This window comes from Bradyrhizobium sp. LTSP849 (genome assembly GCF_000938255.1).
In the GTDB taxonomy this organism is placed as follows: Bacteria; Pseudomonadota; Alphaproteobacteria; order Rhizobiales; family Xanthobacteraceae; genus Bradyrhizobium.
In genome coordinates, this window is record NZ_JYMR01000031.1 from 165,468 (window position 1) to 190,099 (window position 24,632).

26 protein-coding genes are annotated in these 24,632 nt (G+C 63.6%); 22 read left to right on the forward strand and 4 right to left on the reverse strand.

The window, feature by feature from the left end:
* The first annotated feature begins 20 nt into the window (after positions 1-20).
* The 9 genes from UB31_RS20770 to UB31_RS20805 all read left to right on the forward strand — a co-directional run bounded on the left by UB31_RS20770 (position 21) and on the right by UB31_RS20805 (position 8,159).
* Positions 21-1,796 carry an acetolactate synthase 3 large subunit gene (locus tag UB31_RS20770; RefSeq protein WP_045012225.1) on the forward strand — a complete coding sequence of 592 codons (1,776 nt, stop codon included), beginning with the start codon at positions 21-23 and terminating at the stop codon, positions 1,794-1,796.
* 4 nt (positions 1,797-1,800) lie between these two features.
* Positions 1,801-2,754, forward strand: coding sequence for a threonine dehydratase (locus UB31_RS20775; RefSeq protein ID WP_045012226.1), 954 nt, complete (start codon positions 1,801-1,803; stop codon positions 2,752-2,754).
* Positions 2,751-2,894 (forward strand): hypothetical protein, encoded by a 144-nt coding sequence (locus tag UB31_RS41540; RefSeq protein WP_156163193.1) that lies wholly within the window; start codon positions 2,751-2,753, stop codon positions 2,892-2,894. Before UB31_RS20775 ends, UB31_RS41540 begins: the two co-directional genes overlap by 4 nt.
* A gap of 11 nt (positions 2,895-2,905) precedes the next feature.
* A complete protein-coding gene (gene ilvN, locus UB31_RS20780; protein WP_045006221.1) occupies positions 2,906-3,448 on the forward strand; it encodes an acetolactate synthase small subunit in 543 nt (180 codons plus the stop codon).
* A gap of 3 nt (positions 3,449-3,451) precedes the next feature.
* On the forward strand, positions 3,452-4,147 hold the full coding sequence (locus UB31_RS20785; protein ID WP_045012227.1) for a class I SAM-dependent methyltransferase: 696 nt from the start codon (positions 3,452-3,454) through the stop codon (positions 4,145-4,147).
* A gap of 42 nt (positions 4,148-4,189) precedes the next feature.
* On the forward strand, positions 4,190-5,065 hold the full coding sequence (locus tag UB31_RS20790) for an EamA family transporter (RefSeq protein ID WP_045012228.1): 876 nt from the start codon (positions 4,190-4,192) through the stop codon (positions 5,063-5,065).
* Between the two features lie 7 nt (positions 5,066-5,072).
* Positions 5,073-5,675, forward strand: coding sequence for a LysE family translocator (locus tag UB31_RS20795; protein WP_045012229.1), 603 nt, complete (start codon positions 5,073-5,075; stop codon positions 5,673-5,675).
* A gap of 133 nt (positions 5,676-5,808) precedes the next feature.
* Positions 5,809-6,828 carry a ketol-acid reductoisomerase gene (gene ilvC, locus UB31_RS20800; RefSeq protein WP_045006225.1) on the forward strand — a complete coding sequence of 340 codons (1,020 nt, stop codon included), beginning with the start codon at positions 5,809-5,811 and terminating at the stop codon, positions 6,826-6,828.
* Positions 6,829-7,307: 479 nt separating this feature from the next.
* The gene (locus UB31_RS20805) at positions 7,308-8,159 is read left to right on the forward strand and encodes an SDR family oxidoreductase (RefSeq protein ID WP_045012264.1); all 852 of its coding nucleotides are present in this window, start codon (positions 7,308-7,310) and stop codon (positions 8,157-8,159) included.
* Between the two features lie 9 nt (positions 8,160-8,168).
* Here UB31_RS20805 and UB31_RS20810 read toward each other — a convergent pair whose 3' ends face one another.
* Positions 8,169-8,789 (reverse strand): hypothetical protein, encoded by a 621-nt coding sequence (locus tag UB31_RS20810; protein ID WP_045012230.1) that lies wholly within the window; start codon positions 8,787-8,789, stop codon positions 8,169-8,171.
* A 358-nt stretch (positions 8,790-9,147) separates the two neighbouring features.
* Here UB31_RS20810 and UB31_RS20815 point away from each other — a divergent pair, with 358 nt between their 5' ends.
* Positions 9,148-9,717: a TetR/AcrR family transcriptional regulator gene (locus UB31_RS20815; RefSeq protein ID WP_245306033.1), complete on the forward strand. Its 570-nt coding sequence runs from the start codon at positions 9,148-9,150 to the stop codon at positions 9,715-9,717.
* Between the two features lie 189 nt (positions 9,718-9,906).
* The gene (locus tag UB31_RS20820) at positions 9,907-11,619 is read left to right on the forward strand and encodes an LTA synthase family protein (RefSeq protein ID WP_045012232.1); all 1,713 of its coding nucleotides are present in this window, start codon (positions 9,907-9,909) and stop codon (positions 11,617-11,619) included.
* Between the two features lie 155 nt (positions 11,620-11,774).
* Here UB31_RS20820 and UB31_RS20825 read toward each other — a convergent pair whose 3' ends face one another.
* Both UB31_RS20825 and UB31_RS20830 read right to left on the reverse strand, forming a co-directional pair.
* Positions 11,775-13,331, reverse strand: coding sequence for a glycine betaine ABC transporter substrate-binding protein (locus UB31_RS20825; RefSeq protein ID WP_045012233.1), 1,557 nt, complete (start codon positions 13,329-13,331; stop codon positions 11,775-11,777).
* Positions 13,328-14,110 (reverse strand): ATP-binding cassette domain-containing protein, encoded by a 783-nt coding sequence (locus tag UB31_RS20830; RefSeq protein WP_045012234.1) that lies wholly within the window; start codon positions 14,108-14,110, stop codon positions 13,328-13,330. The genes UB31_RS20825 and UB31_RS20830 overlap by 4 nt, the downstream gene beginning before the upstream one ends.
* A gap of 133 nt (positions 14,111-14,243) precedes the next feature.
* Here UB31_RS20830 and UB31_RS20835 point away from each other — a divergent pair, with 133 nt between their 5' ends.
* From UB31_RS20835 to UB31_RS20860, 6 genes are all read left to right on the forward strand, one after another.
* A complete protein-coding gene (locus UB31_RS20835; RefSeq protein ID WP_045012235.1) occupies positions 14,244-15,062 on the forward strand; it encodes an ABC transporter ATP-binding protein in 819 nt (272 codons plus the stop codon).
* Positions 15,062-15,847 (forward strand): ABC transporter permease, encoded by a 786-nt coding sequence (locus UB31_RS20840; RefSeq protein ID WP_045006232.1) that lies wholly within the window; start codon positions 15,062-15,064, stop codon positions 15,845-15,847. Before UB31_RS20835 ends, UB31_RS20840 begins: the two co-directional genes overlap by 1 nt.
* Before the next feature lie 102 nt (positions 15,848-15,949).
* Positions 15,950-16,486, forward strand: coding sequence for a DUF305 domain-containing protein (locus tag UB31_RS20845; RefSeq protein WP_045012236.1), 537 nt, complete (start codon positions 15,950-15,952; stop codon positions 16,484-16,486).
* Between the two features lie 9 nt (positions 16,487-16,495).
* Positions 16,496-17,959, forward strand: a complete 1,464-nt coding sequence (locus UB31_RS20850; RefSeq protein WP_045012237.1) for a YncE family protein — start codon at positions 16,496-16,498, stop codon at positions 17,957-17,959.
* Between the two features lie 40 nt (positions 17,960-17,999).
* Positions 18,000-18,518, forward strand: coding sequence for a sigma-70 family RNA polymerase sigma factor (locus UB31_RS20855; protein ID WP_156163198.1), 519 nt, complete (start codon positions 18,000-18,002; stop codon positions 18,516-18,518).
* Positions 18,515-19,288 carry an anti-sigma factor family protein gene (locus tag UB31_RS20860; RefSeq protein WP_045006235.1) on the forward strand — a complete coding sequence of 258 codons (774 nt, stop codon included), beginning with the start codon at positions 18,515-18,517 and terminating at the stop codon, positions 19,286-19,288. Before UB31_RS20855 ends, UB31_RS20860 begins: the two co-directional genes overlap by 4 nt.
* 74 nt (positions 19,289-19,362) lie before the next feature.
* Here the strand turns inward: UB31_RS20860 and UB31_RS20865 are convergent, their stop codons facing one another.
* Positions 19,363-19,812 (reverse strand): cupin domain-containing protein, encoded by a 450-nt coding sequence (locus tag UB31_RS20865; protein ID WP_045012238.1) that lies wholly within the window; start codon positions 19,810-19,812, stop codon positions 19,363-19,365.
* A 138-nt stretch (positions 19,813-19,950) separates the two neighbouring features.
* On the opposite strand from UB31_RS20865, the gene UB31_RS20870 reads away from it, so the two are divergent.
* The 5 genes from UB31_RS20870 to UB31_RS20890 all read left to right on the forward strand — a co-directional run bounded on the left by UB31_RS20870 (position 19,951) and on the right by UB31_RS20890 (position 24,623).
* Positions 19,951-20,979: an ABC transporter substrate-binding protein gene (locus tag UB31_RS20870; protein ID WP_045006237.1), complete on the forward strand. Its 1,029-nt coding sequence runs from the start codon at positions 19,951-19,953 to the stop codon at positions 20,977-20,979.
* Positions 20,980-21,008: 29 nt separating this feature from the next.
* A complete protein-coding gene (locus UB31_RS20875) occupies positions 21,009-21,713 on the forward strand; it encodes a hypothetical protein (protein WP_045006238.1) in 705 nt (234 codons plus the stop codon).
* Positions 21,714-21,808: 95 nt separating this feature from the next.
* Positions 21,809-23,119: an ABC transporter substrate-binding protein gene (locus UB31_RS20880; RefSeq protein WP_045006239.1), complete on the forward strand. Its 1,311-nt coding sequence runs from the start codon at positions 21,809-21,811 to the stop codon at positions 23,117-23,119.
* A 28-nt stretch (positions 23,120-23,147) separates the two neighbouring features.
* Positions 23,148-23,915: an ABC transporter ATP-binding protein gene (locus UB31_RS20885; RefSeq protein WP_045006240.1), complete on the forward strand. Its 768-nt coding sequence runs from the start codon at positions 23,148-23,150 to the stop codon at positions 23,913-23,915.
* 3 nt (positions 23,916-23,918) lie between these two features.
* Positions 23,919-24,623 carry an ABC transporter ATP-binding protein gene (locus UB31_RS20890; protein WP_045006241.1) on the forward strand — a complete coding sequence of 235 codons (705 nt, stop codon included), beginning with the start codon at positions 23,919-23,921 and terminating at the stop codon, positions 24,621-24,623.
* Positions 24,624-24,632 lie beyond the last annotated feature (9 nt).

The window sequence follows — 24,632 nt, forward strand, 5'->3', positions numbered from 1 at the left end:
AGCGCATCCGGAGCAAGCCAATGAGCGACAAGAGCCACGATCCGAACCAGATGACCGGCGCCGCGATGATCGTCCGCGCGCTCATCGATCACGGCGTGACCGACATTTTCGGCTATCCCGGCGGCGCGGTGCTTCCGATCTATGACGAGATCTTCCAGCAGAGCGAGGTCCAGCACATCCTGGTCCGCCACGAGCAGGGCGCGGGCCACGCCGCCGAGGGCTATGCGCGCTCGACCGGCAAGCCGGGCGTCGCGCTGGTGACCTCCGGCCCCGGCGCCACCAACATGGTGACGCCGCTGACCGACGCGCTGATGGATTCGATCCCGCTGGTCTGCATCTCCGGCCAGGTGCCGACGCATCTGATCGGCAATGACGCGTTCCAGGAATGCGACACCGTCGGCATCACGCGTCCCTGCACGAAGCACAATTGGCTGGTGCGCGACGTCAACGATCTCGCAAAAGTGCTGCACGAGGCCTTCTACGTTGCGACCACGGGCCGGCCCGGCCCGGTGCTGGTCGACGTGCCGAAGGACGTGCAGTTTGCGACCGGCACCTATCATCCGCCGCGCAAGTCCGACGTGCACCGCTCCTATGCGCCGCGCGTGAAGGGTGATGCGACGCAGATCCGCAAGGCGGTGGCGCTGCTCGCAGGCGCCAAGCGTCCCGTGATCTACAGTGGCGGCGGTGTGATCAATTCCGGTCCCGAGGCGACCAAGCTGCTGCGCGAGCTGGTCGAGGTCACCGGCTTTCCGATCACCTCGACGCTGATGGGCCTGGGTGCCTATCCGGCGTCGGGCAAGAGCTGGCTCGGCATGCTCGGCATGCACGGCACCTATGAGGCCAACATGACCATGCATGATTGCGACGTCATGCTGTGCGTCGGCGCGCGCTTCGACGACCGCATCACCGGCCGTGTCGATGCGTTCTCGCCGGGCTCCAAGAAGATCCACATCGACATCGATCCGTCCTCGATCAACAAGAACATCCGCGTCGACGTGCCGATCATCGGCGATTGCGCCAACATCCTCGGCGACATCCTCCAGGTGTTCAAGGCGGAGGCGAAGAAGCCCGACGTCAAGGCGTGGTGGCAGCAGATCACGCAGTGGCGCGCCCGCAACTCGCTCTATTACAGGAAAAGCAACGACGTCATCCTGCCGCAGCACGCGATCCAGAGCCTGTTCGAGGCGACGCGCGGCAAGGATACCTACATCACGACCGAGGTCGGCCAGCACCAGATGTGGGCCGCGCAGTTCTTCGGCTTCGAGGAGCCGCATCGCTGGATGACGTCGGGTGGTCTCGGCACCATGGGCTACGGCCTGCCGGCCGCAGTCGGCGTGCAGGTGGCCCATCCCGACAGCCTCGTCATCGACATCGCGGGCGATGCCTCGGTGCAGATGACGATGCAGGAGATGTCGACGGCGGTTCAGTACGAGCTGCCGATCAAGATCTTCATCCTGAACAACCAGTACATGGGAATGGTGCGGCAGTGGCAGCAGCTGCTCCACGGCAACCGGCTGTCGCATTCCTACTCGGAGGCGCTGCCGGATTTCGTCAAGCTTGCGGAAGCCTATGGCGGCGTCGGCCTCCAGGTGCACAAGCCTTCAGATCTCGACGGCGCCATCCAGGAGATGATCTCGGTCAAGCGTCCGGTGCTGTTCGACTGTCGCGTCGCCGCGCTGGAAAACTGCTTCCCGATGATCCCCTCCGGCAAGGCGCATAACGAGATGCTGTTGCCGGAGCAGGCGAACGACGAGGCGACAGCCAAGGCGTTCGCGGGCGGCAAGGCGCTGGTGTGAGGCCATGTTCGACCTGACGGAGCTCGAGCGCGCGCATGCGATCGTGGGGCAGGCGGTGCCGGTGACGCCGGCGCACGCCTGGCCTTTGCTCGCCCAGCGCCTCGGCACGCAGGTCGTGGTCAAGCACGAGAACCACACGCCGATTGGCGCCTTCAAGGTGCGCGGAGGGCTCGTCTATCTCGATCGGCTGAAGCGCGAGCGGCCGAACATTCCGGGCATTATCTCGGCGACGCGCGGCAATCACGGCCAGAGCCTTGCCTTTGCGGCGAGCCGCCACGGCGTGCCCGCGGTGATTTACGTGCCGCGCGGCAACTCGGTCGAGAAGAACCGGGCGATGAAGACCTTTGGCGCCGAACTCGTCGAGCATGGTGAGGACTTTCAGGCCGCGCGCGAGGAAGCCGGGCGCCGCGCGCAGTTCGCCGGGCTCCATATGGTGCCGTCGTTCCATCCGGACCTGGTGCTGGGCGTGGCGACCTACGCGCTCGAGCTGTTCAGGGCCGCGCCCGATCTCGATATTCTCTATGTGCCGATCGGGCAGGGCTCCGGCATCTGCGGCTGCATCATGGCGCGCGACCTGCTCGGCCTGAAGACCGAGATCGTCGGCGTACAGTCGACCGAGGCGCCGTCCTACGCGCTCTCGTTCGCGGCCGGGAAGGTCGTGACCACCGAGACCAGCAACACGCTCGCTGACGGCATGGCGACGCGGATTCCCGATGAGGAGGCGTTCGCGCTGATCCGCAAGGGCGCCTCGCGCATCGTGCAAGTGAGCGACGCTGAGGTCGCTGCCGCGATCCGCGCCTACTGGACCGATACGCACAATCTCGCCGAAGGCGCCGGTGCAGCCGCACTCGCCGCGGCGATTCAGGAAAAGGCAAAACTGTCGGGCAAGCGCGTCGGTCTCGTGCTGTCCGGCGGCAATATCGATTTCGATCTGTTCAAGCAATGGGTGATCGCATGATCGCGCCGGCGCTTACCAATAACTCCGCCGTCATCGTCCGGCTTGACCGGACGATCCAGTACGCCGCGGCCGTCGTGGGAATCTCGGCGCTGGTGATTACTGGATGCCCCGCCTTCGCGGGGCATGACAAGAAAGAATAGAGGGGACGACAATGAACCAGCCCGCATCCGCCTATTTCATCGAGGAGCGTCACGATCCCAACGAGACGCACACGCTTTCGGTGCTCGTGCAGAACGAGCCCGGCGTGCTCGCACGCGTCATCGGCCTGTTCTCGGGCCGCGGCTACAACATCGAGAGTCTCACCGTCTCCGAGACCGAGAGCCAGAAACATCTCTCGCGCATCACCATCGTCACCACGGGCACGCCGATGGTGATCGAGCAGATCAAGCATCAGCTTGACCGCATGATCCCGGTCTATCGCGTCGTCGACATGACGCTGACCAAGCGCTCGATCGAGCGCGAGCTGGCGATGGTGAAGGTGCGCGGAGAGGGCGACCACCGCGTCGAAGCGCTGCGGCTTGCTGATGCCTTCCGCGCCCGTGTGATCGACGCGACCACCGAGAGCTTCGTGTTCGAGATCACAGGCAATACGGACAAGATCAACCAATTTATCGACCTGATGCGTCCGCTTGGCCTTGTCGAGGTGTCGCGCACGGGCGTTGCAGCGATCGGCCGCGGGCCTGAGGGGATGTGAACCATGCTGGCGCGCGACTGGTATTATAACGAGCGGAATCGGATGGGCATCGGGCCCACGGTGGCGTCGATCTACGACTCCCACGACGATGCCGATTTGCGTGCGCGCGCCGCGCTGAAAATGTTGGGCGTACAGCGGGGTTGGCGGATTGCCGACATTGGCTGTGGCAACGGTGTGCTGGCGACCGAAGCGTCGCTGATGGGCGCCGAGGTCGACGCCATCGACATCTCGCCGGCGATGCTGGCGCTGGCCGAGATCTATGCCCGCGACCGTAAGGCGCCCGTGCGCACGCAGTCCGCCGGCCTGCTCAGCTTCTCCTACCAGCCGGAATCCTATGACCTGATCGTCAGCGAGTTCACGCTGCACCATCTGCCGGATTTCTGGAAGGTCGTGGCGATGTCGCGGATCTATCGCGCGCTGAAGCCGGGCGCGACCTTCTATTTGCGCGACATCGTCTACGCCTCGATGCCCGACGCGGTCGAGCGCGACGTCGAGCAATGGGCCGACTACCACATCAAGAACCACGATTTCTCGCACGAGAGCGTGGTGACGCATATGCGTGACGAATATTCCACCTTCGGCTGGGTGATGGAGCGGATGCTGACCGACGTCGGCTTCACGCTGGTTTCGGTCGACTATCACGCGCCGATGCACGGCACTTATCTGCTGCGGAAATCCAAAGCCGGCGAACAAGGCTAGACAACAACAGAGCTGCACCACAAAGCAGAACCGGAAACAACAATGAAGCCGGCCGATATCCTCATCGCCATCCTGGTGGCGATCATCTGGGGGCTTGCCTTCGTGGCGAGCCGGATCGCGCTCGACGAGTTTTCGCCGGAGCTGATGACGGCGATGCGTTTCACCATTGCCGCGGTGCCGTGCCTGTTCGTTCGCAAGCCGAAGATCGCTTGGTCGCTGCTGATCGCGATCAGCTTCACGCTGTTCCTCGGCCAGTTCCTGAGCCAGGCCTATGGCATCGCCCATGGCGTGCCGGTGGGATTGACCTCCGTCGTCGTGCAGAGCCAGGCGCTGTTCACGATTGGATTTGCCGCGCTCGCTTTCGGCGAGCGTCCGACGCCTGCGCAGACGCTGGGCGTCGTCATCGCGGCAGTCGGCCTGCTGATGATCTGCGGCACCGTCGGCCACGATTTCAGCGTCGGGGCCTTTGCGGTGCTGATGATCGCGCCGCTTAGTTTTGCGATAGGCAACATCCTGCTGCGTGGTGCCCGCGGCGTACCGATGTTCGATCTGTTCGCCTGGCTCTGCCTCGTCACCGCATTGCCGCTGTTCGTGTTGACGTTGCTTGTGAACGGACCGACGCCGACTGTGCAGTCGCTGATTCATATGTCGCTCACTGGCCTCGTCTGCCTGCTGGTGATCGGCGCCATCTCCACCAGCATCGCCTATTGGCTGTGGGGTCGGCTGCTGCGGGATTATCCCGCAGCCCAGGTGGTGCCGTTCGCACTGCTGGTGCCGTTCGTGGGTTCTGCCGCCTCCAGCATCGTGTTCGGCGAGCGGTTCGGCCCGCTGCGTCTCGCCGGCATGCTGACCGTGATCGGCGGCATTGCGGTGATGGTGCTGGTCAAGCGGCCGCATGCGCTGCCGAAGACTGCGTGAGGTGGATATGGCCTACTCGCTCTTCTATGCCTTCCTCGCCTTTATGGCGGTGATGTACTTCACCCCCGGGCCGAACAACATCATGCTGCTGGCCTCGGGTCTGACCTACGGCTTCCGCCGCACCGTCCCGCACATCGCCGGCATCGTCATCGGCTTCGCCTTCATGGTCGGCGCCGTCAGCCTCGGGCTCGGAACGGTGTTCCTGGCCTATCCGATCCTCCAGAGCATTTTGAAATATGCCGGCGCCGCCTACCTGATTTACCTCGCCGCTGTGATCGCTTTCTCTGGCCCAACCAAGCCGGGCGCGGGGGATGGCCGCGGACCGATGACCTTCTGGGGCGCGGCCATGTTCCAATGGATCAACGCCAAGGGCTGGGTGATCGTGATCGGCACCATCACCGCTTATGCGGCGATTGCCCAGTTCCCCATCAACATCGCGATCCAGACCGTGATCAGCCTGCTCGTGGGCACGGTCTCGACCGTGCTCTGGGCCTTTTTCGGCACCGCACTGCGGCCGGTCCTGACCTCCGAGCGGCTGGTCCGCGCCTTCAATATCCTGATGGCGATCCTGCTGCTGGCCTCGCTTTATCCTGTCTTCATGGATGCATGATGCCGCAGATTTCCATGCAGAAACGGGTTTCCCAGGGGGCTGAAAATGCTCTAGACAGCCCCCGAAATCCGCAAATCTCACCGTCCGAGACCTGACCCACGGCCGATTCTGGCCCAGACCCGAGGAAACGACTATGCGTGTTTATTACGATCGCGACGCCGACCTGAACCTGATCAAGGGCAAGAAGGTCGTCATCGTCGGCTACGGCAGCCAGGGCCACGCCCACGCGCTGAACCTGAAGGATTCCGGCGTCAAGGAAGTCGCGATCGCGCTCCGCAAGGGCTCGGCCTCGGCCAAGAAGGCGGAAGCCGCTGGCTTCAAGGTGATGGAAGTTGCCGAAGCCGCCAAATGGGCCGACCTCGTCATGATGCTGACCCCGGACGAGCTCCAGGGCGACATCTATCGCGAGCACCTGCACGACAACATGAAGAAGGGCGCAGCGCTCGTCTTCGCGCACGGCCTCAACGTCCATTTCAACCTGCTCGATCCCCGCGCCGACCTCGACGTGCTGATGATCGCGCCGAAGGGCCCCGGCCACACCGTGCGCTCTGAGTATCAGCGCGGCGGCGGCGTGCCCTGCCTGATCGCGATCTCCAAGGACGTCTCGGGCAACGCCCATGATCTCGGCCTGTCCTACGCCTCGGCTGTCGGCGGCGGCCGCGCCGGCATCATCGAGACCACCTTCAAGGAAGAGTGCGAGACCGACCTGTTCGGCGAGCAGGTTGTGCTCTGCGGCGGCCTGGTCGAGCTGATCAAGGGCGGCTACGAGACCCTGGTCGAAGCCGGCTACGCGCCGGAGATGGCCTATTTCGAGTGCCTGCACGAAGTGAAGCTGATCGTCGACCTGATCTATGAAGGCGGCATCGCCAACATGAACTACTCGATCTCCAACACCGCAGAGTATGGCGAATACGTCACCGGTCCGCGCATCGTCACCTCGGAAACCAAGGCCGAGATGAAGCGCGTTCTGAACGACATCCAGTCCGGCAAGTTCGCCCGCGACTGGATGCTCGAGAACAAGGTCAACCAGACCTCGTTCAAGGCGACCCGCGCCAAGCTCGCTGCACATCCGATCGAGGAAGTCGGCGCGAAGCTCCGCGACATGATGCCCTGGATCAAGAAGGGCGCGTTGGTCGACAAGTCGAAGAACTAAGTTTTGCGAGAGCGAAAAAGCAACGCTTCGCTCGCCAAACCAAATCTTAAATCTTCGCGATTATATCTGAGCGAGATCGCAAACGGCGGTCTCGCTCTTTCCTTCTCGCGCGAAGCATTGCTGCTTCATTCAAATTCTTCGCGAGTTGATGTGCTCTCTGAGCAGCAAGAACTGACGCTTAAACCACATTCTTGGTCTTGCGTCGTTTTTCAGAACTTTTCCAGAATCTGCGATCGCCAAAAGCGCTGCGTCGTCAGAGTCTAGGATTCGGCTCTTCATCTGCGCTCTCATCGCGCAATCAATCGCATTTCTCGACGTTCGCGCACTGCTTCATCTTAAGAACCGACACCTGCTGCGCTTTCTTTTAACGCGCCAAAGCCTCGAAAAAGGGCTGTCGGTGCGCGGCTTGAGAACCGGGCGGCATTGCACTGGCGCGGCCTCGCCTACATGATCGCGGGGCTCTCAAGGGGGAAATGACCATGCGATCCGTCGTCGTCACCGGCGCGTCCACCGGCATCGGCTGGGCCATTGCGAAATTTTTGATTGGGCGCGGCTATCGCGTCTTCGGCAGCGTGCGCAAGCAGGCCGACGCCGATCGGCTCACCGGCGAGTTCGGTACAAATTTCACGCCGTTGCTGTTCGACGTCACCGACGAGGCCGCCGTGCTGGCTGCCGCGCGAACAGTGCGCGAGGCGCTGGGCGGCGAGACATTGGCGGGCCTCGTCAACAATGCCGGCGTCGCGGTCGCCGGTCCCGTGCTCGAACTGTCGGCCGACGATTTCCGCCGGCAGATGGACATCAACGTCATCGGCCCGGTCATCGCGACGCAGGCATTCGGGCCGCTGCTTGGTGCCGATCCGTCGCTGAAGGGGCCAAAGGGCCGGATCGTGATGATCAGCTCGGTCGCGGGGAAGAACGGCAACCCGCTGTCGGCGCCTTACTGTGCTTCCAAACACGCCGTCGAGGGATTGTCGGAAAGCCTGCGCCGCGAGCTGATGTTGTTCGGCATTGACGTCATCATCGTCGCCCCCGGCGCGGTGAAGACGCCGATCTGGAGCAAGGCGGAGCAGTTTGATCTCTCGGTCTACCAGAACTCGCCCTATCTGCCCGCGCTCAACAAGGTCATGGCCTTCATGATGAAGCTCGGCGAGACCGGCCTGCCGGCCGAGCGGATCGCCGAGGTCGTCTTCGAAGGACTTACTGCTGCAAGACCCAGGGTTCGCTACCAGATCTCGCCGGACCCGATGCGGCATCTGATGACGGCCACGCTGCCCAAGCGCGTGGTCGATCGCATCATCGCCAAGCGTCTCGGGCTACTCCCGCAGGGCTGAGCCGGGCGCTCAGCCTGCCACGGCCGTCCGTCCGCGCGGATCGGCAGCCATCGCGATCATCCGCAGCGCCATCACCGCAAGCAGCGGAACGAGGAACACGGCATAGAGCGGCATCGCCGGCACGCGTTTGCCGAACGACACCATGAATTGGAACCAGAGATAATAGCCGCCCAAAAGGTGCAGCGCGCGCCACGCGCGTGGTCCGAGCAGTGCGGCCGCGCGATCGAACGAGGTCGCGCTCATGGCGATGATGACGGCATAGCCGATGCCGCCGAAGATGTAGGACGCGGCCGAGGTCGCCTCCGCGAAGCCTGCCGAATCCATTTTGGCGAATGCGACGATCGCAACCGCGTGGATGGCGTGGGAGGTCGCAAAGCTGAGGCCGAGATAACGGCGGTTGCGGCGCTGCCAGCGGGTCCAGGCATTGGGCCACAGCCGCGCCAGCGCAGCGGCGCTGAAGGCGAGACAGAACAGGAGCAGCGAGCTTCGTGCGGTGAAGCGGATCACCATGCGGACCCCCTCGACCTCGAACTGTCGCATCGAGGCGATCCACAGGCTGAGAGCGATCAGGCTCAGGGTGAGGGCGGCAAGCAGCCGCCAGCCTTCGAACCAGCCTTGACGTTGCGACATGGCGCTTTCCTCCGCTATGTAATCGTCGATTACATTTCGTGGCGACTTGGCCGTCAACGGTGTAATCGCTGCTTACATTCACGTTCGGGTGATGCTAGGCTCGGCTGTTGCCGCGAATTCGCTGCAACCTCTCCCGCTTGCGGGGAGGTCGGCGCGAAGCGCCGGGTGGGGGCTTTCTCCACTTGGGGAATCTCGCTCGCGGCACGACCCGACCCCAACCCTCCCCCGCAAGCGGGAGAGGGAGCGCACCTCCTTTGTGGCTCTCAGAATGCCTAAGCTTGTCCGCCAAACTCCGAAGCCTCGCGCCCGTCGCCAAGCATCCGAAGCCCGGCCCTATCACCACGGCGACCTCCGCCGCGTGTTGATCGATGCCGCGCTGCAACTGGCGGCCGAGGGCGCCGAGGTCTCGGTGCGCGAGGCCGCGCGCCGGGCCGCGGTGTCGCCGGGGGCACCGTTCCGGCACTTTCCCAACCGCGACGCGCTGATGGCGGCGGTGGCCGAGGAGGCGCAGCGGCGCTTTCGCGTCGAGATCGAGGCCGCGCTGGCGGAAACGCCGTCGGCCGACCCGCTGGCTCGCTTCTGTGCCTTCGGCCTGGCTTATCTGCGCTGGGCCATGCGCAACCCCGCGCATTTCGAGATCATCTCCAGCGGGCGCTATTTCACCCATGGCAGCTCGGCCGAGCTGACACGCGACAATGCCGAGCTGGTCGCGCTGACCGAGCGGATGCTGGCTGAGGCGGCGGAGCAGGGCCTGCTGTGGTCGGGCGATCTCAAGCGCATCCAGATCGCCGGCCGCGCCCTCGTCTACGGCTTTGCCCGGATGAATCTCGACGGCCATTTCCCGCGCTGGGGGGTGGAGGAGGGTGAGATCGAACGGATGGCGGAGGGGGTGATCGACCTGTTCATCGCGGGGATCGCCAAGCGCTAGCGTGCGTGGCATGCGGCCGTTCGCCGCCTGCTAACATTAAGCGAAGGTCGGACCACCACACGCGTTGCTTGTCCATGACCGTTCAATTACAGTTTTATGACACGGTGCAGGCTTTCCGGCTGCGCCGAAAGCTACAGGCCGGTTCACGGCTTGGCATCACCGCGCCGGACCAGAAGTTGCGTGTCGTCGATGGCGTCCGCGCCCAATCCAGGTCCTTCTGCCGCCACTGCCGTGTTGGCGAGCGTCGTCGCGCTCGGCATCTGGCGGCTGCTTGCGGTTGCCGCGCCGCATCTCGCAGCGCTTGCGCTGATGTACGAGACCGAGACCGATTTTGGCTCGCGGCTCTCTTTCGTGCTGGCCTGGGGCATTCTCAATTTCTTCTGGATCACGCTGCTGCGGCGGCCCGCGCTGTCGGGCGCGCTGTCGCTGACCATGGTCGTCGTGCTGATACTGCTGTCGCGGCTCAAGCACGACGTCGTGCAGATGACCGTGAACTTCATCGACCTGATGATGATCGATCGCGACACCGTCGCGTTCCTGTTCACGATCTTCCCGAACCTGCGCTGGTCGGTGATCGGGGCCGGCCTCGTCACGCTGCCGCTGATGTATGCGCTGTGGTGGCTCGATCCGTTCCGCATCCGCCGCCTGCCGGCGCTTGCCTCACTGCTCGCGTGTCTCGCCGCACTTGTGGGCTATTCGCTCTATCATCCGGACGAAGCCTGGCGCGGCTATTACGATGACGGCTATCTCTCAAAGTTCTTCCGCTCCGGCGTCAGCGCGGTCTCCGATTTCGCGCAATACGGCTTCATGGAGTCGGCCGCCTCGACCAACGAACGGCTCAACATGCCGCTGGTCGATGCCTGTCATCCCGCCGGCCGCCGGCCGAACATCATCATGGTCCATGATGAATCCAGCTTCGACATCCGCGCCGCTGCTGGCATCAAGGTGCCGCCGGGCTATGGCAGCCACTTCAAATCCTTTGACGGCAAGGAGCGCACGTTCCTGGCCGAGAGCAATGGCGGCCCTAGCTGGTTCACCGAATACAACGTGCTTGCAGGCCTCTCCTCGCGTTCGTTCGGACGCTTCGCCTATTTCGTGACGCGCATCGCATCGGGCCGCGTCGAGCGCGGCCTGCCACTGGCGCTGCGCCGCTGCGGCTATGACACCATGTCGCTCTATCCTGCTTATGGCGGCTTCATGGGCGCACGCAGTTTCCAGATGACGACCGGCGTCGAGCGTTTCTTCGACTCGAAGGATCTCGGCGCGAAGGACGTCGAGCCGGACAGCTTCTTCTACGACAAGGCGCTCCGGCTGATGGGCGAGCGCACGCCGAACAAGCCGCTGTTCACCTTCATCTATCTCGGCGCCAATCATTTCCCCTGGGAGACGCGCTTTCGCCCCGACCTGGTGCCGAATTGGAAGGCGCCGGGCAACGCGCCGTCCATCGACGAATATCTCCGCCGGCAAGCGATGAGCGCCGAGCAATTTAAGACCTTCATCGCCGGGCTGAAGAAGACGTTTCCCGGCGAGCCGTTCCTGATCGTACGCTATGGCGACCATCAGCCGGAATTCGCGCCGCAGATTCTCGAGCCCGGGCTCGACGAAGGCGCCATCGGCAAGAAGCTCGACGACTACGATCCGCGCCTCTACGCGACCTATTACGCGATCGACGCCGTCAATTTCGAGCCGGTGAAGAGCGATGCCGTGATGGACACGATCGACGGTCCTTATCTGCCGCTGGTGATCCAGGAAGCCGCCGGCATTCCGCTCGACCCGTCCTTCGCCGAGCAGAAGGAGATCATGCTCCGCTGCAAGGGCATGTTCTACGCCTGCAAGGACGGCGCCGAGGCGCGGCGCCTGAATCGGCTGCTGATCAATGCGGGGATGATCCACGGGCTTTAGTCTTCAACGCCGTCATCCTGAGGTGCCGGAGCGTAGCGGAGGCCTCGAAGGATGCACGGCCCGGCTGTATCGCGGCCGTTCATCCTTCGAGGCTCCTCGCGCACTGCTTCGCAGCGCACGCCTCGCACCTCAGGATGACGGGACGTACGGCAGACCTACTGTTGCACCTTCTCCCACAGCCACTTCGCGACCAGATCCGGCGATGAGTTCGCGTCATTGCCGGCCGCGCGCAAATTCGCCTCGCGCATCGTGGCGATGTCGATCTTGCCGAGCAACGGCTTCAACGCCACCTGCAATCGTTCGTCGCCAGCGCGCTTCGGCGCGAGTAGCAGGATCGCGTCGTAAGGCGGGATCGCATGCCGGGGATCGTCGAGCACCACCAGATCATACTTCGCGATCAACCCGTCGCTGGTGTAGCCGGCGATGACGTCGACTTCGCCGCTGGCGACCGCGGCGTACATGAAGTCCGGCTGCATCTGGCGTTGCGCGCGGAACTGAAGCCCATAAGCCTTTTGCAGGGTCGCCCATTCGGGCCGCGAGAAGAACTCGTAGTCGCCGGCGATCGACAGGGCCGGCGCATGTGCGGCGAGATCGGCGATGGTGCGGATACCAAGCGCCTCGGCGCGCTGCTTCGGCATCACCAGCGCGTAGGCGTTCTCGAAGCCGAGCTCGCCGAGCAGGGTGATGTTGTCTTTCGCGAGCGCAGTCTTGAGCCCTGTCAGCAGTTCCGCGCGTGGCTTGATGTCGGTGCGGTGCAATTGGTTGGCCCAGAGCGTGCCGGAATAATCGACATAGAGATCGATATCGCCCGCCTTCAGCGCCTCGAAGATCACGCTTGAGCCGAGACCGGAGCGCGCGCTTGCGGACAGACCGGCCGACTGGAGACGATCCCTGAGCAGGGCCGACAGCACATATTGCTCGGCAAAGGTCTTGGCGCCGACCACGTAGCCCGACGACGAACGCCCCATGGTCGGCACCAGCGTCGCTGCGACCAACGCTGCGATTCCGACTACGCCGAACCCCGCGCGCAGGCGGCTACGATGACGCAGCCCACTCTCGATCAGGCCGAGCAGCTGATCGACGGCGAGTGCGAGCAGCGCAGATGCAAAGCACCCGAACAGCACGAACACCCAGTTCTGGGTTTGAAGCCCGGCAAAGATGTAGTTGCCGAGGCTGGTCTGCCCGATCGGCGTCGAGAGCGTCGCGGTGCCGATCACCCAGACTGCGGCGGTTCGGATGCCGGCCATCATCACCGGCAGTGCCAGTGGCAGTTCGACCATCACGAGCGACTGCCGCGGCGTCATGCCGACTCCCTCAGCGGCTTCGATCAGTGCGGGGTCGACGCCGTTAAGCCCGGTGATGCCGTTGCGCAGCACCGGCAACATCGAATAGAGCGCCAGCGCCAGCATCGCCGGCAGGAAGCCGAAGGCCGAGAAGGAGACGCCGAACCATTTCAGCGTCACGGATGCTGCCGCCAGCAGCAGCGGATAGAACAGCGCGAGCAGCGCCAGTCCCGGCACGGTCTGCACGATGCTGGCGAGCGCGAGCAGGACACTCCGCGGCGCCGGACGGTTGCGGGTGAGAATTGCCAGCGGCAGGCTGATGATCAGGCCGAGCGCAAGTGCTGCGAGACTCACCCGCACATGGTTGCTGAGATAGTCGGGCAGATGCGACAGCGCCTCGCCCCAGCGCGGATCGGAGAAAAGGCTCATGCCGCACCGCTTTGTGGCAGCAGCGCATTCAACCGCTCGACCTGCCGCCGCGGCGTCCGCAACAGCTCCAGCACATAGGCGTCGCTGCTCTTCGAGAGCTCCGCCGGCGTGCCCTGCGCGAGCAGCTTTCCGCTGCGCATCACCGCGATGCGGTCGGCCAGCAAAATCGCCTCCGTCATATCGTGCGTGATCATCACGGTGGTCAGGCCGAGCTTGCGGTGCAGCTCGCGAAAATCATCGCCGAGCGCATCGCGGGTGAGGGGATCGAGCGCGCCGAACGGCTCGTCCATCAGCACGATGCGGGGTTTTGCGGCAAGCGCCCGCGCCACGCCGACGCGCTGGCGCTGGCCGCCGGAAAGCGCCTCGGGCAGCCGATCGCGATGCGAGGCACGATCGAGCTGCACGAGATCCAGCAGTTCGTCGACGCGGATTGCGATGTCCGCCGCAGGCTGGCCCAGCAGTTTTGGCGTGATCCCGATATTGTCAGCGACGCTCAGATGCGGAAACAGTCCGCCGCTCTGGAAGACGTAGCCGATCCGGCGCCGCAGCGCGACCGGATCGATTTTTTGCACGTCCTCGCCTTCAACCGTGATGGTGCCGCCGTCGGCCTCGATCAGCCGGTTGGCGAGCCGCAGCAGCGTGGTCTTGCCCGAGCCGGAGCCGCCGACGATGGCCAAAAACTCGCCCTCGGCGATGTCGAGTGATACGTCGTCCACGGCCTTGAGGAGGCCGAAGCTCTTGGTGACGTGCGCATAGCCAATCATCGGCCGGGAAGGCATCGGGCGGGGGCTCACTTCGCTGACCCGCCCATGGCGGCGGGGATGACGAGACCCATGCCTAGCACGCTTGTCCGGTTGATTGAACTTGGCCGCGCGAGAGGCTAAGGCATCGTCCGGGGTTTGGAGGAAACACATGACAACGCCCACGGCAGTGGCGCTGGAAGATGCCAAGGTTGCGTTCCGGCTGGGGGACGGGCGGGTCTATACAGCGGTGGAGCAGGCGCATCTTTCGGTCGGTCAGGGCGAGTTCGTCGCCATTGTCGGCCCGACCGGCTGCGGGAAATCGACGCTGCTCAACGTCGCCGCCGGCCTGCTGAAGCCGGCCGCAGGTAGCGTCAAGATCTTCGACAGGCCGCTCGCGGGGCTGAACCGGGACGCCGGCTACCTGTTCCAGGCCGATGCGCTGTTCCCCTGGAAGACGGCGCTCGACAATGTCGCGATCGGGCTCGAGATCAGGGGCACGCCGCGCGCCGAGGCGCTGCCGCGGGCACAGAAATGGCTGACTTCCGTCGGCCTCGGCGCCTTTGCCAACCGCTATCCGCACATGCTCTCGGGCGGCCAGCGCAAGCGCGTGGCGCTGGCGCAGGTGTTGATCCGCGATCCAAAGATCCTCCTGATGGACGAGCCGTTCGGGCCGCTCGATGCGCAAACCCGCCAGGTGATGGGCAATCTGCTGCTCGATCTCTGGAATGCCGACCGCAAGGCCGTGCTGTTCGTGACCCATGATCTCGAAGAGGCGATCGCGCTCGCGGACCGCGTCGTGATCATGTCGGCCGGGCCGTCCTCGCGCATCATCGGCGACTGGCGTGTGCAGCTCGCCCGTCCGCGCGACATCTTCGAGGTGCGGCTGGACAAGGAGTTCCACGCGCTCCATCGCGAGATCTGGGGCGTGCTCAAGGACGAGGTGATGAAGGGCTACGCGCAATCCACCCAGGCGGCGGAGGCGGTCTGATGTCGCGGGTCACGCTGCTTGCGCTGCAAATCCTGGTCGCCATCGTCTGCATCGTGCTGTGGCAGTTGCTGTCGACCGTTCCCATCTTCGGCAAGATACTGCTGCCGCCGTTCTTCTTCTCCAACCCGGTCGACGTGTTCGAGCAGATCGTCAAATGGTTCTGGAGCGGCGTGATCTGGAAGCATCTCTGGATTACGCTGGTGGAGTCGATCCTCGCTTTCGTGATCGGATCGCTCGGTGGCGTGCTGGTCGGCTTCTGGTTCGCCCGCCAGCCGCTGGTCGCCGCGGTGTTCGACCCCTACGTGAAGATGGTCAATGCACTGCCGCGCGTGGTGCTCGCGCCGATCTTCGCGCTGTGGCTGGGGCTCGGCATCTGGTCCAAGGTCGCGCTCGGCGTGACGCTGGTGTTCTTCATCGTGTTCTTCAACGTCTATCAGGGCGTCAAGGAAGTCAGCCGCACGGTGCTCGACAATGGCCGCATGCTGGGCATGAGTGAGGGACAGTTGATGCGCCACGTCTATTGGCCGTCGGCGCTGTCGTGGATGTTCTCATCACTGCACACCTCGGTCGGCTTCGCGGTGGTTGGCGCCGTCGTCGGCGAATATCTGGGATCGGCCGCAGGGCTCGGCTATCTGATCCAGCAGGCCGAAGGCGTGTTCGACGTCGCCGGCGTGTTCGCCGGCATGTTCGTGCTGTCGGCCTTCGTGATCCTGATCGACTTCGGGGTTACACTCGTCGAGCGGAGACTATTGGTGTGGCGGCCCACCGTGGACGGGCGCGGCTGAGTCGCTTCGTCGGCCTGCTGACGTTTATGTGATGGGTCGGCTGGAATAGAATGCGCGCCCATGCGTCATACCCCCATGCAATCACCCGCATGGGAGTTCAGGATGCACCCGTCAAAGTTTCGCCGCGCCGTCGCGGCGCTCGCAAGCGGGTGCCGATGGCCCAGGCCCGGCCTCGGCACGGCGCTCATTGGCGTGCGCATTCTCGTTGCGTTCGCTGTGCCTCCGCTTGTATTCGCGCATGAAGCCCATCCGGCCCATCCGCCGGCAGCGCTCAGTGTCGAGGAGAGTGCGTTCCTGCAAGAGAACGAGGCCGCCATGACCAAGATGATGAACGACATGGCGACCAAACCGACCGGCGACGTCGATCGCGACTTCGTCGCGATGATGAATCCGCATCATCAGGGTGCAATCGACATGGCGATGATCGAATTACGGTACGGCAAGAACGAGCAGCTACGGCGCATCGCCCAGGAAATCATCGTCGACCAGATGCAGGAGATCGCGGCCATGAGGCTCGCGATCGGCGAACCGGCGACCGACACCACGCCAGCGCCAACCCAGCCGCAATCCGTTCCAGCCGCCAACGTCCATCATCATCCGGGCATGCAGATGGATATGTCTGCCGGAATGAAGAAGTAGGAGCCACGCATGAAGAGAAACACAATCGGGAAGAGCTTTCTTCTGGCAGCCACAATGCTTGCGACGGGTTCGGTCGCATGGGCAGGGCAGGCGCCGGGCGCGCTGTCCGCCGTCGATATTCCGATCAGCCATCACGACCGCGTCTACGCCGCCGAGCAATTCTCGAATACGGTCTCGGTCACCGATCCCGTCGACAACAAGCTGCTTGGCGTGATCCGGCTCGGCGACCCGCAGCCCGGCAATTTCAGCCCGCTCTACAAAGGCCAGGTGCTCGTGCATGGCATGGGTTTCGCGCCCGACCACAAGACGCTTGCCGTGGTGTCGATCGGCTCGAATTCGGTGAGCTTCATCGACACAGCGACCAATGCGGTCAAGCACGTGACCTATGTCGGGCGGTCGCCGCACGAGGCATTCTTCACACCCGATGGCAAGGAGGTCTGGGTCACCGTCCGCGGCGAAAACTACATCTCCGTGATCGATGCGAAGAGTTTTGAGGAGAAGACCCGCATCACGACCCCGAACGGGCCGGGCATGCAGATTTTCTCACCCGACGGCAAGTACGGCTACATCTGCTCGTCTTTCAATCCCGAGACGGACGTCGTCGCGGTGGCCGAGCACAAGATCATTGCCACGGTCAAGCAGGAGAGCCCGTTCTGCCCGAACATCGCGGCGACGCCGGACGGAAACCAGGTCTGGTTCACGCTGAAGGATGTCGGCCGGACCCAGGTGTTCAACGCCAGGCCGCCGTTCAACGCGATCAAGACGATCGACACCGGTCCGATCACGAATCACGTCAACTTCGCGCACACGGCCAAGGGGACCTTTGCTTATGTGACGATCGGCGGACTGAACGAAGTGAAGGTATTCCGCACCGACGATTTCTCGCAAGTCGCGACGATCCCGGTTGGTGATCTACCCCACGGCGTCTGGCCGTCCGGCGACGGCACGCGCATTTATGTCGGGCTGGAGAACGCTGACGCACTTGCGGCGATCGACACGGCGACCAATAAAGTGGTTGGGAACGTTCCGATCGGCCAGGCGCCGCAGGCGATCGTCTATGTGCCTGGTGCAGCGTCCAATTCGGATGACCGCCAGAACTTGCAGGCACTCGGCGTTGCCGGTCAGGTCGCTCATCTGGCGCTTGCGTCGAAAGACAGTCCGAAGGACCGCAACGCGCCGACCAGCGTGTCGCTGTTCGATCAGGGTCTGATTCAGGTCTTGCAGGCTTCGGTAACAGGGCTTCAGCCCAAGCAGAAATATGTGTTGGCGCTGGCGGAGCATAGCGATGGAAGTGGTACGTTGCAGCCCTTGGCAGCGTTCATGACCAATCCGGCCGGATCTGCAATTGTCAATGCGGTCGGGCCGATCCGGCAGATCGTCGACCAGTCTGCGGCGGCTGCAAAGCGGTATCTTGTGATTGCGTCCGGCGACGCGGCCATGCCCGGTGAGGCGGTCCAGATCGAGGCGCAATGACGTCCGTTAGGGCGACAACGGAGAGCATGCGGAGCGCCTCATGAAGGATATGCTGGTTCAGGTCGAACCGCTGATCCCCGCGCTCCGCCGCTATGCGCGCGCACTCATGCGCGATCGCGCGGCGGCCGACGATCTGGTCCAGGATTGCCTGGAGCGCGCCGTCAGCCGCTGGCATCAGCGGCGCGACGGCAGTGTGCGCGCCTGGCTGTTCACCATCCTTCACAATCTGGCGGTCACGCAATTCCGCCAGGCCACAGCCCGGGGCAGACATATGCCAATCGAGGATGCAGGCGAGCAGGAGCTCGTCAGTGCGGCTGCACAGGAGCACAGGCTGATCTACCAGGATGTCCTGGGCAAGCTTGCGAAGCTCCCGGAAGAGCAGCGGGCTGTTTTGTTGCTCGTAGCAGTCGAGGATCTTTCCTACGCGGATGCCGCAGCGGTCCTCAACGTTCCGGTTGGGACCGTGATGTCGCGCCTGTCGCGTGCGCGGGAAAGGTTACAGCAGGAGATGGACGGCGTTGCACCAGGGAACGTCGTGGCATTGCGGAGCGTGAAATGAGCCAGCGGCCGATCACCGAGGACGATCTTCATGCCTATGTGGATCAGGCGCTCGAGCCTGAGCGTCGCGCGGGGGTCGCACGTTATCTGGACGATCATCCGGATGTTGCCAGACGCGTCGCGGCCTTCGCCACCCAGCGCGAGCAGCTGCGTGGCGCGCTTGCGTCAATCGCCGACGAGCCCTTGCCGGCCGAACTGAATCTGTCGCGCATCATCGAGAACCCGAGGCGACGTCCTCTGCGGGCGTGGGGCGTGGTCGCGGCGCTGTTGCTTCTCGGCATCGGCGGTCTTGGTGGTTGGACCATGCATAGCCTGCTGCAAGAGGGGTCGAATGGACTGTCTGCGCTTGCACAGGAGGCCGCCTACTCCTATGGCGTCTATGCGCCCGACCGCGTACGGCCGGTCGAGATACGAGCGTCCGACAGTGTCGAGCTCACGCAATGGGTCTCCAACCGGCTTAAGCAGCCGGTCAGGGTGCCGGACCTTTCCGTCTCAGGCTATCGGTTGATGGGCGGACGCCTGGTTGCGACGTCGCACGGTCCGGCCGCGATGTTCATGTACGATGACGATCACGGCGATCGCCTGGTCGTGCTGACGCGTCCGATGAACCGCGGGGAGCAGAACACGCCGATGGTGCCGCAATCGACCGGTGATGTCGCGGGCTTCGCCTGGGCGGATGGTGGCATGGGCTATACGCTTGTCGGCCAGCTTTCGGGGGACACCCTCAAGCCGATAGCGAACGAGATTCGGAAGCAGGCACGCGCGATCTAGCGCTTGAGTTCGCGAAACGGGCCCGCGCATCGGCGCGAGCCCGAGCATTCAACCGCGGTTCGCTTGCGAAGGACTTAGTCCAGCAGCTTGGTATCGTCCGGAGCCTGCGGCGGCGTCTTGATCGCGATGGCCTTGACCTGACCGCTGATCGGCTTGGTGCCGCCATGTGGCGTCCCCTTGGGGATGATGACGAGGTCGCCGGGCTTGACCGTGACTTCTTTGTCGCCGAGCCAGATCGTCCCGGTCCCGTCCAGGATGTACTGGATTTCGTTGGTGTTGGGGTGCATGTGCTTGGGCACATTGCCGAGCTGGATCGAGATGGTGGCGCCGTCGGCGGTCATGAACGTTTTGGAGCGGAAGCCGACCTTGTTGGCGTCCCCCAGTGCGTCGCCTTCCATCTCGCCGGTGTGGATGATCTGCGGGGTGATGCTCTCGGCGGCGAGCGCCGGCCGGAGCAGGTGGGTCACGCCGCATCCGGCGGCAAAAGCGGTGGCGATCGACAGCCCGATTGCAAGGCGATTCATGGAATATCCTCCCCATCAAGAATTGTTCTTGTTTGGGCATGCTATTGCGCCGAAAGGCTGATGGCCAGTGCACTTAGGCAGTGCTTCTCAAGCCATTCCCGCTGCTTTATGGTGCCGCCAGCCGAACGGAGGAAACCAATGAAGAACACGATTGCCAGGCTCGCCGGCGCGCTGCTCGCGCTGACGCTCACCACCGGTTTTGCCGCGGCGCAAAGCAAGGTGACCATCGCGATCGGCGGCGGCGCCTGCCTGTGCTATTTGCCGACGGTGCTGGCAAAACAGCTCGGCGAATACGACAAGGCCGGCCTCAATGTCGAGCTGGTTGATCTCAAGGGCGGCTCGGATGCGCTCAAGGCCGTGCTCGGCGGCAGTGCCGACGTGGTCTCCGGCTATTTCGACCATTGCGTCAATCTGGCAGCGAAGAAGCAGGAGCTTCAAGCCTTCGTGGTCTATGACCGCTATCCCGGCCTTGTGCTGGTGGTCTCGCCCTCGCACACGAACGAAATCAAGTCGATCAAGGATCTCGCTGGCAAGAAGGTCGGCGTCAGCGCGCCCGGCTCTTCCACCGACTTCTTCCTCAAATACATGCTCAAGAAGAACGGGCTCGATCCTGCCGGCACCGCCGTGATCGGCGTCGGCCTTGGCGCGACCGCTGTCGCCGCGATGGAGCAGGGGCAGATCGACGCGGCCGTGATGCTCGATCCTTCCGTCACCGTGCTCCAGGGCAGCCATGCGGATCTGCGCATCCTCAGTGACACCCGCACCCAAAAGGACACGCTCGAGACGTTCGGCGGCGAATATCCGGGCGGCGCGCTGTACTCGACCGTGGCCTGGATCAATGGGCACGAGAAGGAAACTCAGGCACTGACCAACGCAATGCTCGCCACCATCGCCTGGATCCATTCGCATTCGCCTGAAGAGATTATGGCGAAAATGCCCGACGAGATGGTCGGCAAGAACAAGGATCTCTATCTCGCTGCGCTGAAGAACACGATCCCGATGTTCTCGGAGACCGGCAAGATGGACCCGAAAGGTGCGGACGCCGTGCTCGCGGTATTTAGCGTCGGCTCGCCGGAGGTCGCCAACGCCAAGATCGACGTCAGCAAGACCTTTACCAACAAGTATGTCGAACAGGCGAAGAAGACCACGGGGATGAACGTCAAATAGCTGACGCGATTCCGCGGTAATCAGGCGTCATGACCTCACCGATCATTCATCGCGTCACGACGCTTGATCTTGCTGTTCGCCCGGTTGTCTGGCCGTTCGCGGAGCAACGGCGCGCCGAAATCGCAGCGCATTTCGCCGAGAGGCAGCGCGAGCGGCCAAAAATCTGGAATGGCCAAATCCTGCTCGGGTGTGATCCCATGTTCTCGGACGGCCATCTCGCCGCGACTTATTTCGAGACTGATTTCGCGAGCTTCCTCGCCTGGCGTGATTGGGGCTTTCCCGATTCTGCCGTGTTCAACGGTTTCGGCATGGGCGCGCTACGTACATCCGACGGCGCCTTCGTGATGGGCGAGATGGCGCAGCACACATCCACTGCGGGACGCATCTATTTCCCGTCCGGCACGCCCGACCTGGACGACGTCAGGGATGGGATGCTCGACATTCCCGGCAGCGTCGTCCGCGAGATCGAGGAGGAGACCGGCCTGATCCCCGGCGATTACACGGCGGAGGCGGACTGGCACTGCGTCGTCACCGGCCAGGCGATTGCGATGATGCAGATTCTCAACCTGGACATGCCGGGTGAAGCGGCTCGCGCCCGGATCGAAGCCAATCTGGCTGATCAGGACGAACCTGAGCTTTCGGCCATCCATCTCGTGCGCGGAATGGATGATCTCACCCCAACCATGCCGCGATTTGTCACGGCCTTCATCGCGCAGCAGTTCGCCGCGCGCTGACGCGCGAGGCTTGACATCGCATCGCTCTGCCCATGTGATGGCTGGAAAAGCAAAAGCAACAAAATTGCAATGCACAATCGTCCAGGGAGGTTTAGATGCGCCTGCGCATGGCTGCCCGCTTGGTACGTGGGCTGTTGATCGCGATTGCAGCGACGGGCTTGGGCGTGTCAGCCAAAGCTCAAGACAAGAAAATCAAGATCGGTGTGATTTTCGACCTGACCGGTCCGCTTGCGGGCGGCGGCTCCGAGCTCGAATATCTCGGCACCAAGATCATCCTTGATCATTTCAGCAAGACCGGCGTCGAGGGCTACAAGGTCGAGGCGGTCTACGCCGATGCGCAGAGCAAGCCCGACATCGCGATCAACGAATCCGTCCGCCTGCTCGAGCAGGAGAAGGTCGACATGGTGCTCGGCTTCTTCTCCTCGGCGCAGTGCGTGCCGGTCGCAGCCCGCGTCGAGCAGCTCAAGAAGTTCATGTGGATGACGACCTGCATCTCGTCGTCCGTATTCGCGGATAAGAACTACAAATACGTGTTTCGCCCGCAGGCGAGCGGCGACCAGTTCGGCATGATGACCATGGATTTCATCGCTCAGAACGCCAAGGAGAAGTTCGGCAAGGAGCCGGCTGACCTGCGCGTCGCCATCGTTCACGAGGACGGCGCTTATGGCGTCGACGTCTCCAAGGGTAACGAGGCCGGCGCCAGGAAGGCGGGCTTCAACGTCGTGCTGAAGGAAGGCTATTCGGCGACCGCGCCGGATCTATCCGCGCTGGTGACCAAGCTGAAGCGCGCCAAGCCAGACGTGATCTTCCACACCGGCTACAATCCAGACATCACGCTTCTATTGCGCCAGGCTCGCGAGCAAGGGCTGAAGTTCGGCGCGCTGATGGGGCATGGCGCGGGCTACGGCGTCTATGAGAAGCTGAAGGAGGGCATGGGTGCGGACGCCACCTACCTCTTCAATACGGACCCGATCTCGATCTGGCTCGCCAACCAGAAGACCATGGACCCGAAACTTTCACCGGTCATCAAGATGGTCGGCGAGGAGTTCGACAAGATCAGGCCGGGCGTTGCCATCCGCTCGGCCCATGTCGGCATCGGCGCGTCCAACACCTACGTCTTCATGGCTGATGTGCTGCCGCGTGCAATCAAAAAGTATGGCGGCGTCGATCCCGACGCGCTGCGCAAGGCGGCGCTTGAGACTGACATCCCCGAAGGCGGCACCATGCTCGGCTTCGGCGTGAAGTTCTACGGCGAGGGCACACCGATGGCCGGCCAGAACGAACGCTCGTTCCCGGTCGTGATCCAGTATATCGACGACAAATCCTCGGTGGTATGGCCCAAGAGCCAGGCGCAGCGCGAGGCCGTGCTGCCGCTGCCGAAGGGCACCACCTACAGCAACCAGTAGCGCAACACTCGGGAAACGGAGAGCGGCGGTGCTGGAGGTCAGTGGGCTGATGAAGCGGTTTGGCGGCTTCACCGCCGTCAACAGCGTGTCATTCAAGGTCGAGCAAGGCGAGATTCTCGGCCTGATCGGCCCCAACGGTTCAGGCAAGAGCACGATCTTCAACATGCTTTCCGGCACACTGGCGCCGACCTCCGGATCGATCCTGTTCGCGGGGGCCGAGATCGCGGGCCTCGCGCCGCACCGGATCATCAACCGCGGTATCGGCCGTACCTTCCAGATCCCGCGGCCGTTCCGCCGCCTGACGCTGTTCGAGAACGTTGCGCTCGCAGGCTTCTACGGCCAGGGCCGCCACAGCCGGGTCAAAGCCGAGGAGGCGGCGGAGCGATCGCTCGCGATGGTCGGCTTGCCGACCGATCGCCATGCCAGCGTTGACGGCCTCGGCGCGGCCGGCCTGAAAAAGCTCGAACTTGCGAAAGCGCTCGCCACCGCGCCAAAACTGCTGCTCGCCGACGAGAGCCTGGGCGGCCTCGACGAGACCGAGATGGGGCAGGCGGCCGACATGTTGCGCAACATCCGCGACGAGCTCGGCATCACCATCATCTGGGTCGAGCACATCATGGGTGTCTTGATGCGCGTGGTCGACCGCGTCATGGTGCTCGATCACGGCGAGAAGATCTCGGAGGGGCTGCCGAGCGCGGTCGCGGGTGATCCACGCGTCATCGAGGTCTATCTCGGCACTGATGCCGAGACCACGCAGACCGCGGCCGCCGCCGCGCGCCGCCGCGCGGGAGGCTAGACGATGCTGGAGCTGCGATCCGTCAACGCCGGCTACGGCACCTTTCAGGCGCTGTTCGACGTCAATCTCGACGTCAGAGCGGGCGAAGCCGTCGGCGTCATCGGCCCGAATGGTGCCGGCAAGACGACGCTGATGCGCGTCATCTCCGGCCTGATCCGTCCCTCGCGCGGCTCGATCAAAATGGAAGCCGCCGACGTCGTCGCGACACCGCCGCACAAGATCGTCAGCCTCGGCATCGCCCATGTGCCGGAGAACCGTCGGCTGTTTCCGCAGCTCTCGGTCGACGACAATTTGAAGATGGGTGCCTTCATGAAGGAGGCACGCGGCCATTATGCCGAGCGGCTGGATGTCGTGTTCGACCTGTTTCCGCGGCTGAAGGAGCGTCGCCATCAGATGGCCGGCACCATGTCCGGCGGCGAGCAGCAGATGTGCGCGATCGGCCGCGCGCTGATGTCCAACCCAAAGCTGCTGCTGCTCGATGAACCGTCCGCAGGGCTTGCGCCAGTCGTGGTGCAGCAGGTGTTCGAGCTGGTGAAACGCATCCGCGCGCGCGGACTGACCGTGCTGATCGTCGAGCAGAATGTGCAGCAGGTGCTGCGCGTGGTCGACCGTGCCTATCTGATCGAGGCGGGAACGATCCGGGCATCAGGCACTTCGGCCGAGATGCTGGCAAGCGATACGGTCAAGGAAGCTTATCTCGGGGTGTGAGGGAACGGA

Bases quoted from the DNA above. Each gene is read 5' to 3' on its own strand.
- ilvN (WP_045006221.1), top strand. From the start codon at position 2,906: ATGAACCAGCCCGCATCCGCCTATTTCATCGAGGAGCGTCACGATCCC.
- UB31_RS20890 (WP_045006241.1), top strand. From the start codon at position 23,919: ATGCTGGAGCTGCGATCCGTCAACGCCGGCTACGGCACCTTTCAGGCG.
- UB31_RS20785 (WP_045012227.1), top strand. From the start codon at position 3,452: ATGCTGGCGCGCGACTGGTATTATAACGAGCGGAATCGGATGGGCATC.
- UB31_RS20840 (WP_045006232.1), top strand. From the start codon at position 15,062: ATGTCGCGGGTCACGCTGCTTGCGCTGCAAATCCTGGTCGCCATCGTC.
- UB31_RS20775 (WP_045012226.1), top strand. From the start codon at position 1,801: ATGTTCGACCTGACGGAGCTCGAGCGCGCGCATGCGATCGTGGGGCAG.
- UB31_RS20790 (WP_045012228.1), top strand. From the start codon at position 4,190: ATGAAGCCGGCCGATATCCTCATCGCCATCCTGGTGGCGATCATCTGG.
- UB31_RS20880 (WP_045006239.1), top strand. From the start codon at position 21,809: ATGCGCCTGCGCATGGCTGCCCGCTTGGTACGTGGGCTGTTGATCGCG.
- UB31_RS20795 (WP_045012229.1), top strand. From the start codon at position 5,073: ATGGCCTACTCGCTCTTCTATGCCTTCCTCGCCTTTATGGCGGTGATG.
- UB31_RS20845 (WP_045012236.1), top strand. From the start codon at position 15,950: ATGCACCCGTCAAAGTTTCGCCGCGCCGTCGCGGCGCTCGCAAGCGGG.
- UB31_RS20860 (WP_045006235.1), top strand. From the start codon at position 18,515: ATGAGCCAGCGGCCGATCACCGAGGACGATCTTCATGCCTATGTGGAT.
- UB31_RS20855 (WP_156163198.1), top strand. From the start codon at position 18,000: ATGAAGGATATGCTGGTTCAGGTCGAACCGCTGATCCCCGCGCTCCGC.
- UB31_RS20835 (WP_045012235.1), top strand. From the start codon at position 14,244: ATGACAACGCCCACGGCAGTGGCGCTGGAAGATGCCAAGGTTGCGTTC.
- UB31_RS20875 (WP_045006238.1), top strand. From the start codon at position 21,009: ATGACCTCACCGATCATTCATCGCGTCACGACGCTTGATCTTGCTGTT.
- UB31_RS20850 (WP_045012237.1), top strand. From the start codon at position 16,496: ATGAAGAGAAACACAATCGGGAAGAGCTTTCTTCTGGCAGCCACAATG.
- ilvC (WP_045006225.1), top strand. From the start codon at position 5,809: ATGCGTGTTTATTACGATCGCGACGCCGACCTGAACCTGATCAAGGGC.
- UB31_RS20810 (WP_045012230.1), bottom strand. From the start codon at position 8,789: ATGTCGCAACGTCAAGGCTGGTTCGAAGGCTGGCGGCTGCTTGCCGCC.
- UB31_RS20830 (WP_045012234.1), bottom strand. From the start codon at position 14,110: ATGCCTTCCCGGCCGATGATTGGCTATGCGCACGTCACCAAGAGCTTC.
- UB31_RS20865 (WP_045012238.1), bottom strand. From the start codon at position 19,812: ATGAATCGCCTTGCAATCGGGCTGTCGATCGCCACCGCTTTTGCCGCC.
- UB31_RS20825 (WP_045012233.1), bottom strand. From the start codon at position 13,331: ATGAGCCTTTTCTCCGATCCGCGCTGGGGCGAGGCGCTGTCGCATCTG.
- UB31_RS20820 (WP_045012232.1), top strand. From the start codon at position 9,907: ATGGCGTCCGCGCCCAATCCAGGTCCTTCTGCCGCCACTGCCGTGTTG.
- UB31_RS20805 (WP_045012264.1), top strand. From the start codon at position 7,308: ATGCGATCCGTCGTCGTCACCGGCGCGTCCACCGGCATCGGCTGGGCC.
- UB31_RS41540 (WP_156163193.1), top strand. From the start codon at position 2,751: ATGATCGCGCCGGCGCTTACCAATAACTCCGCCGTCATCGTCCGGCTT.
- UB31_RS20870 (WP_045006237.1), top strand. From the start codon at position 19,951: ATGAAGAACACGATTGCCAGGCTCGCCGGCGCGCTGCTCGCGCTGACG.
- UB31_RS20770 (WP_045012225.1), top strand. From the start codon at position 21: ATGAGCGACAAGAGCCACGATCCGAACCAGATGACCGGCGCCGCGATG.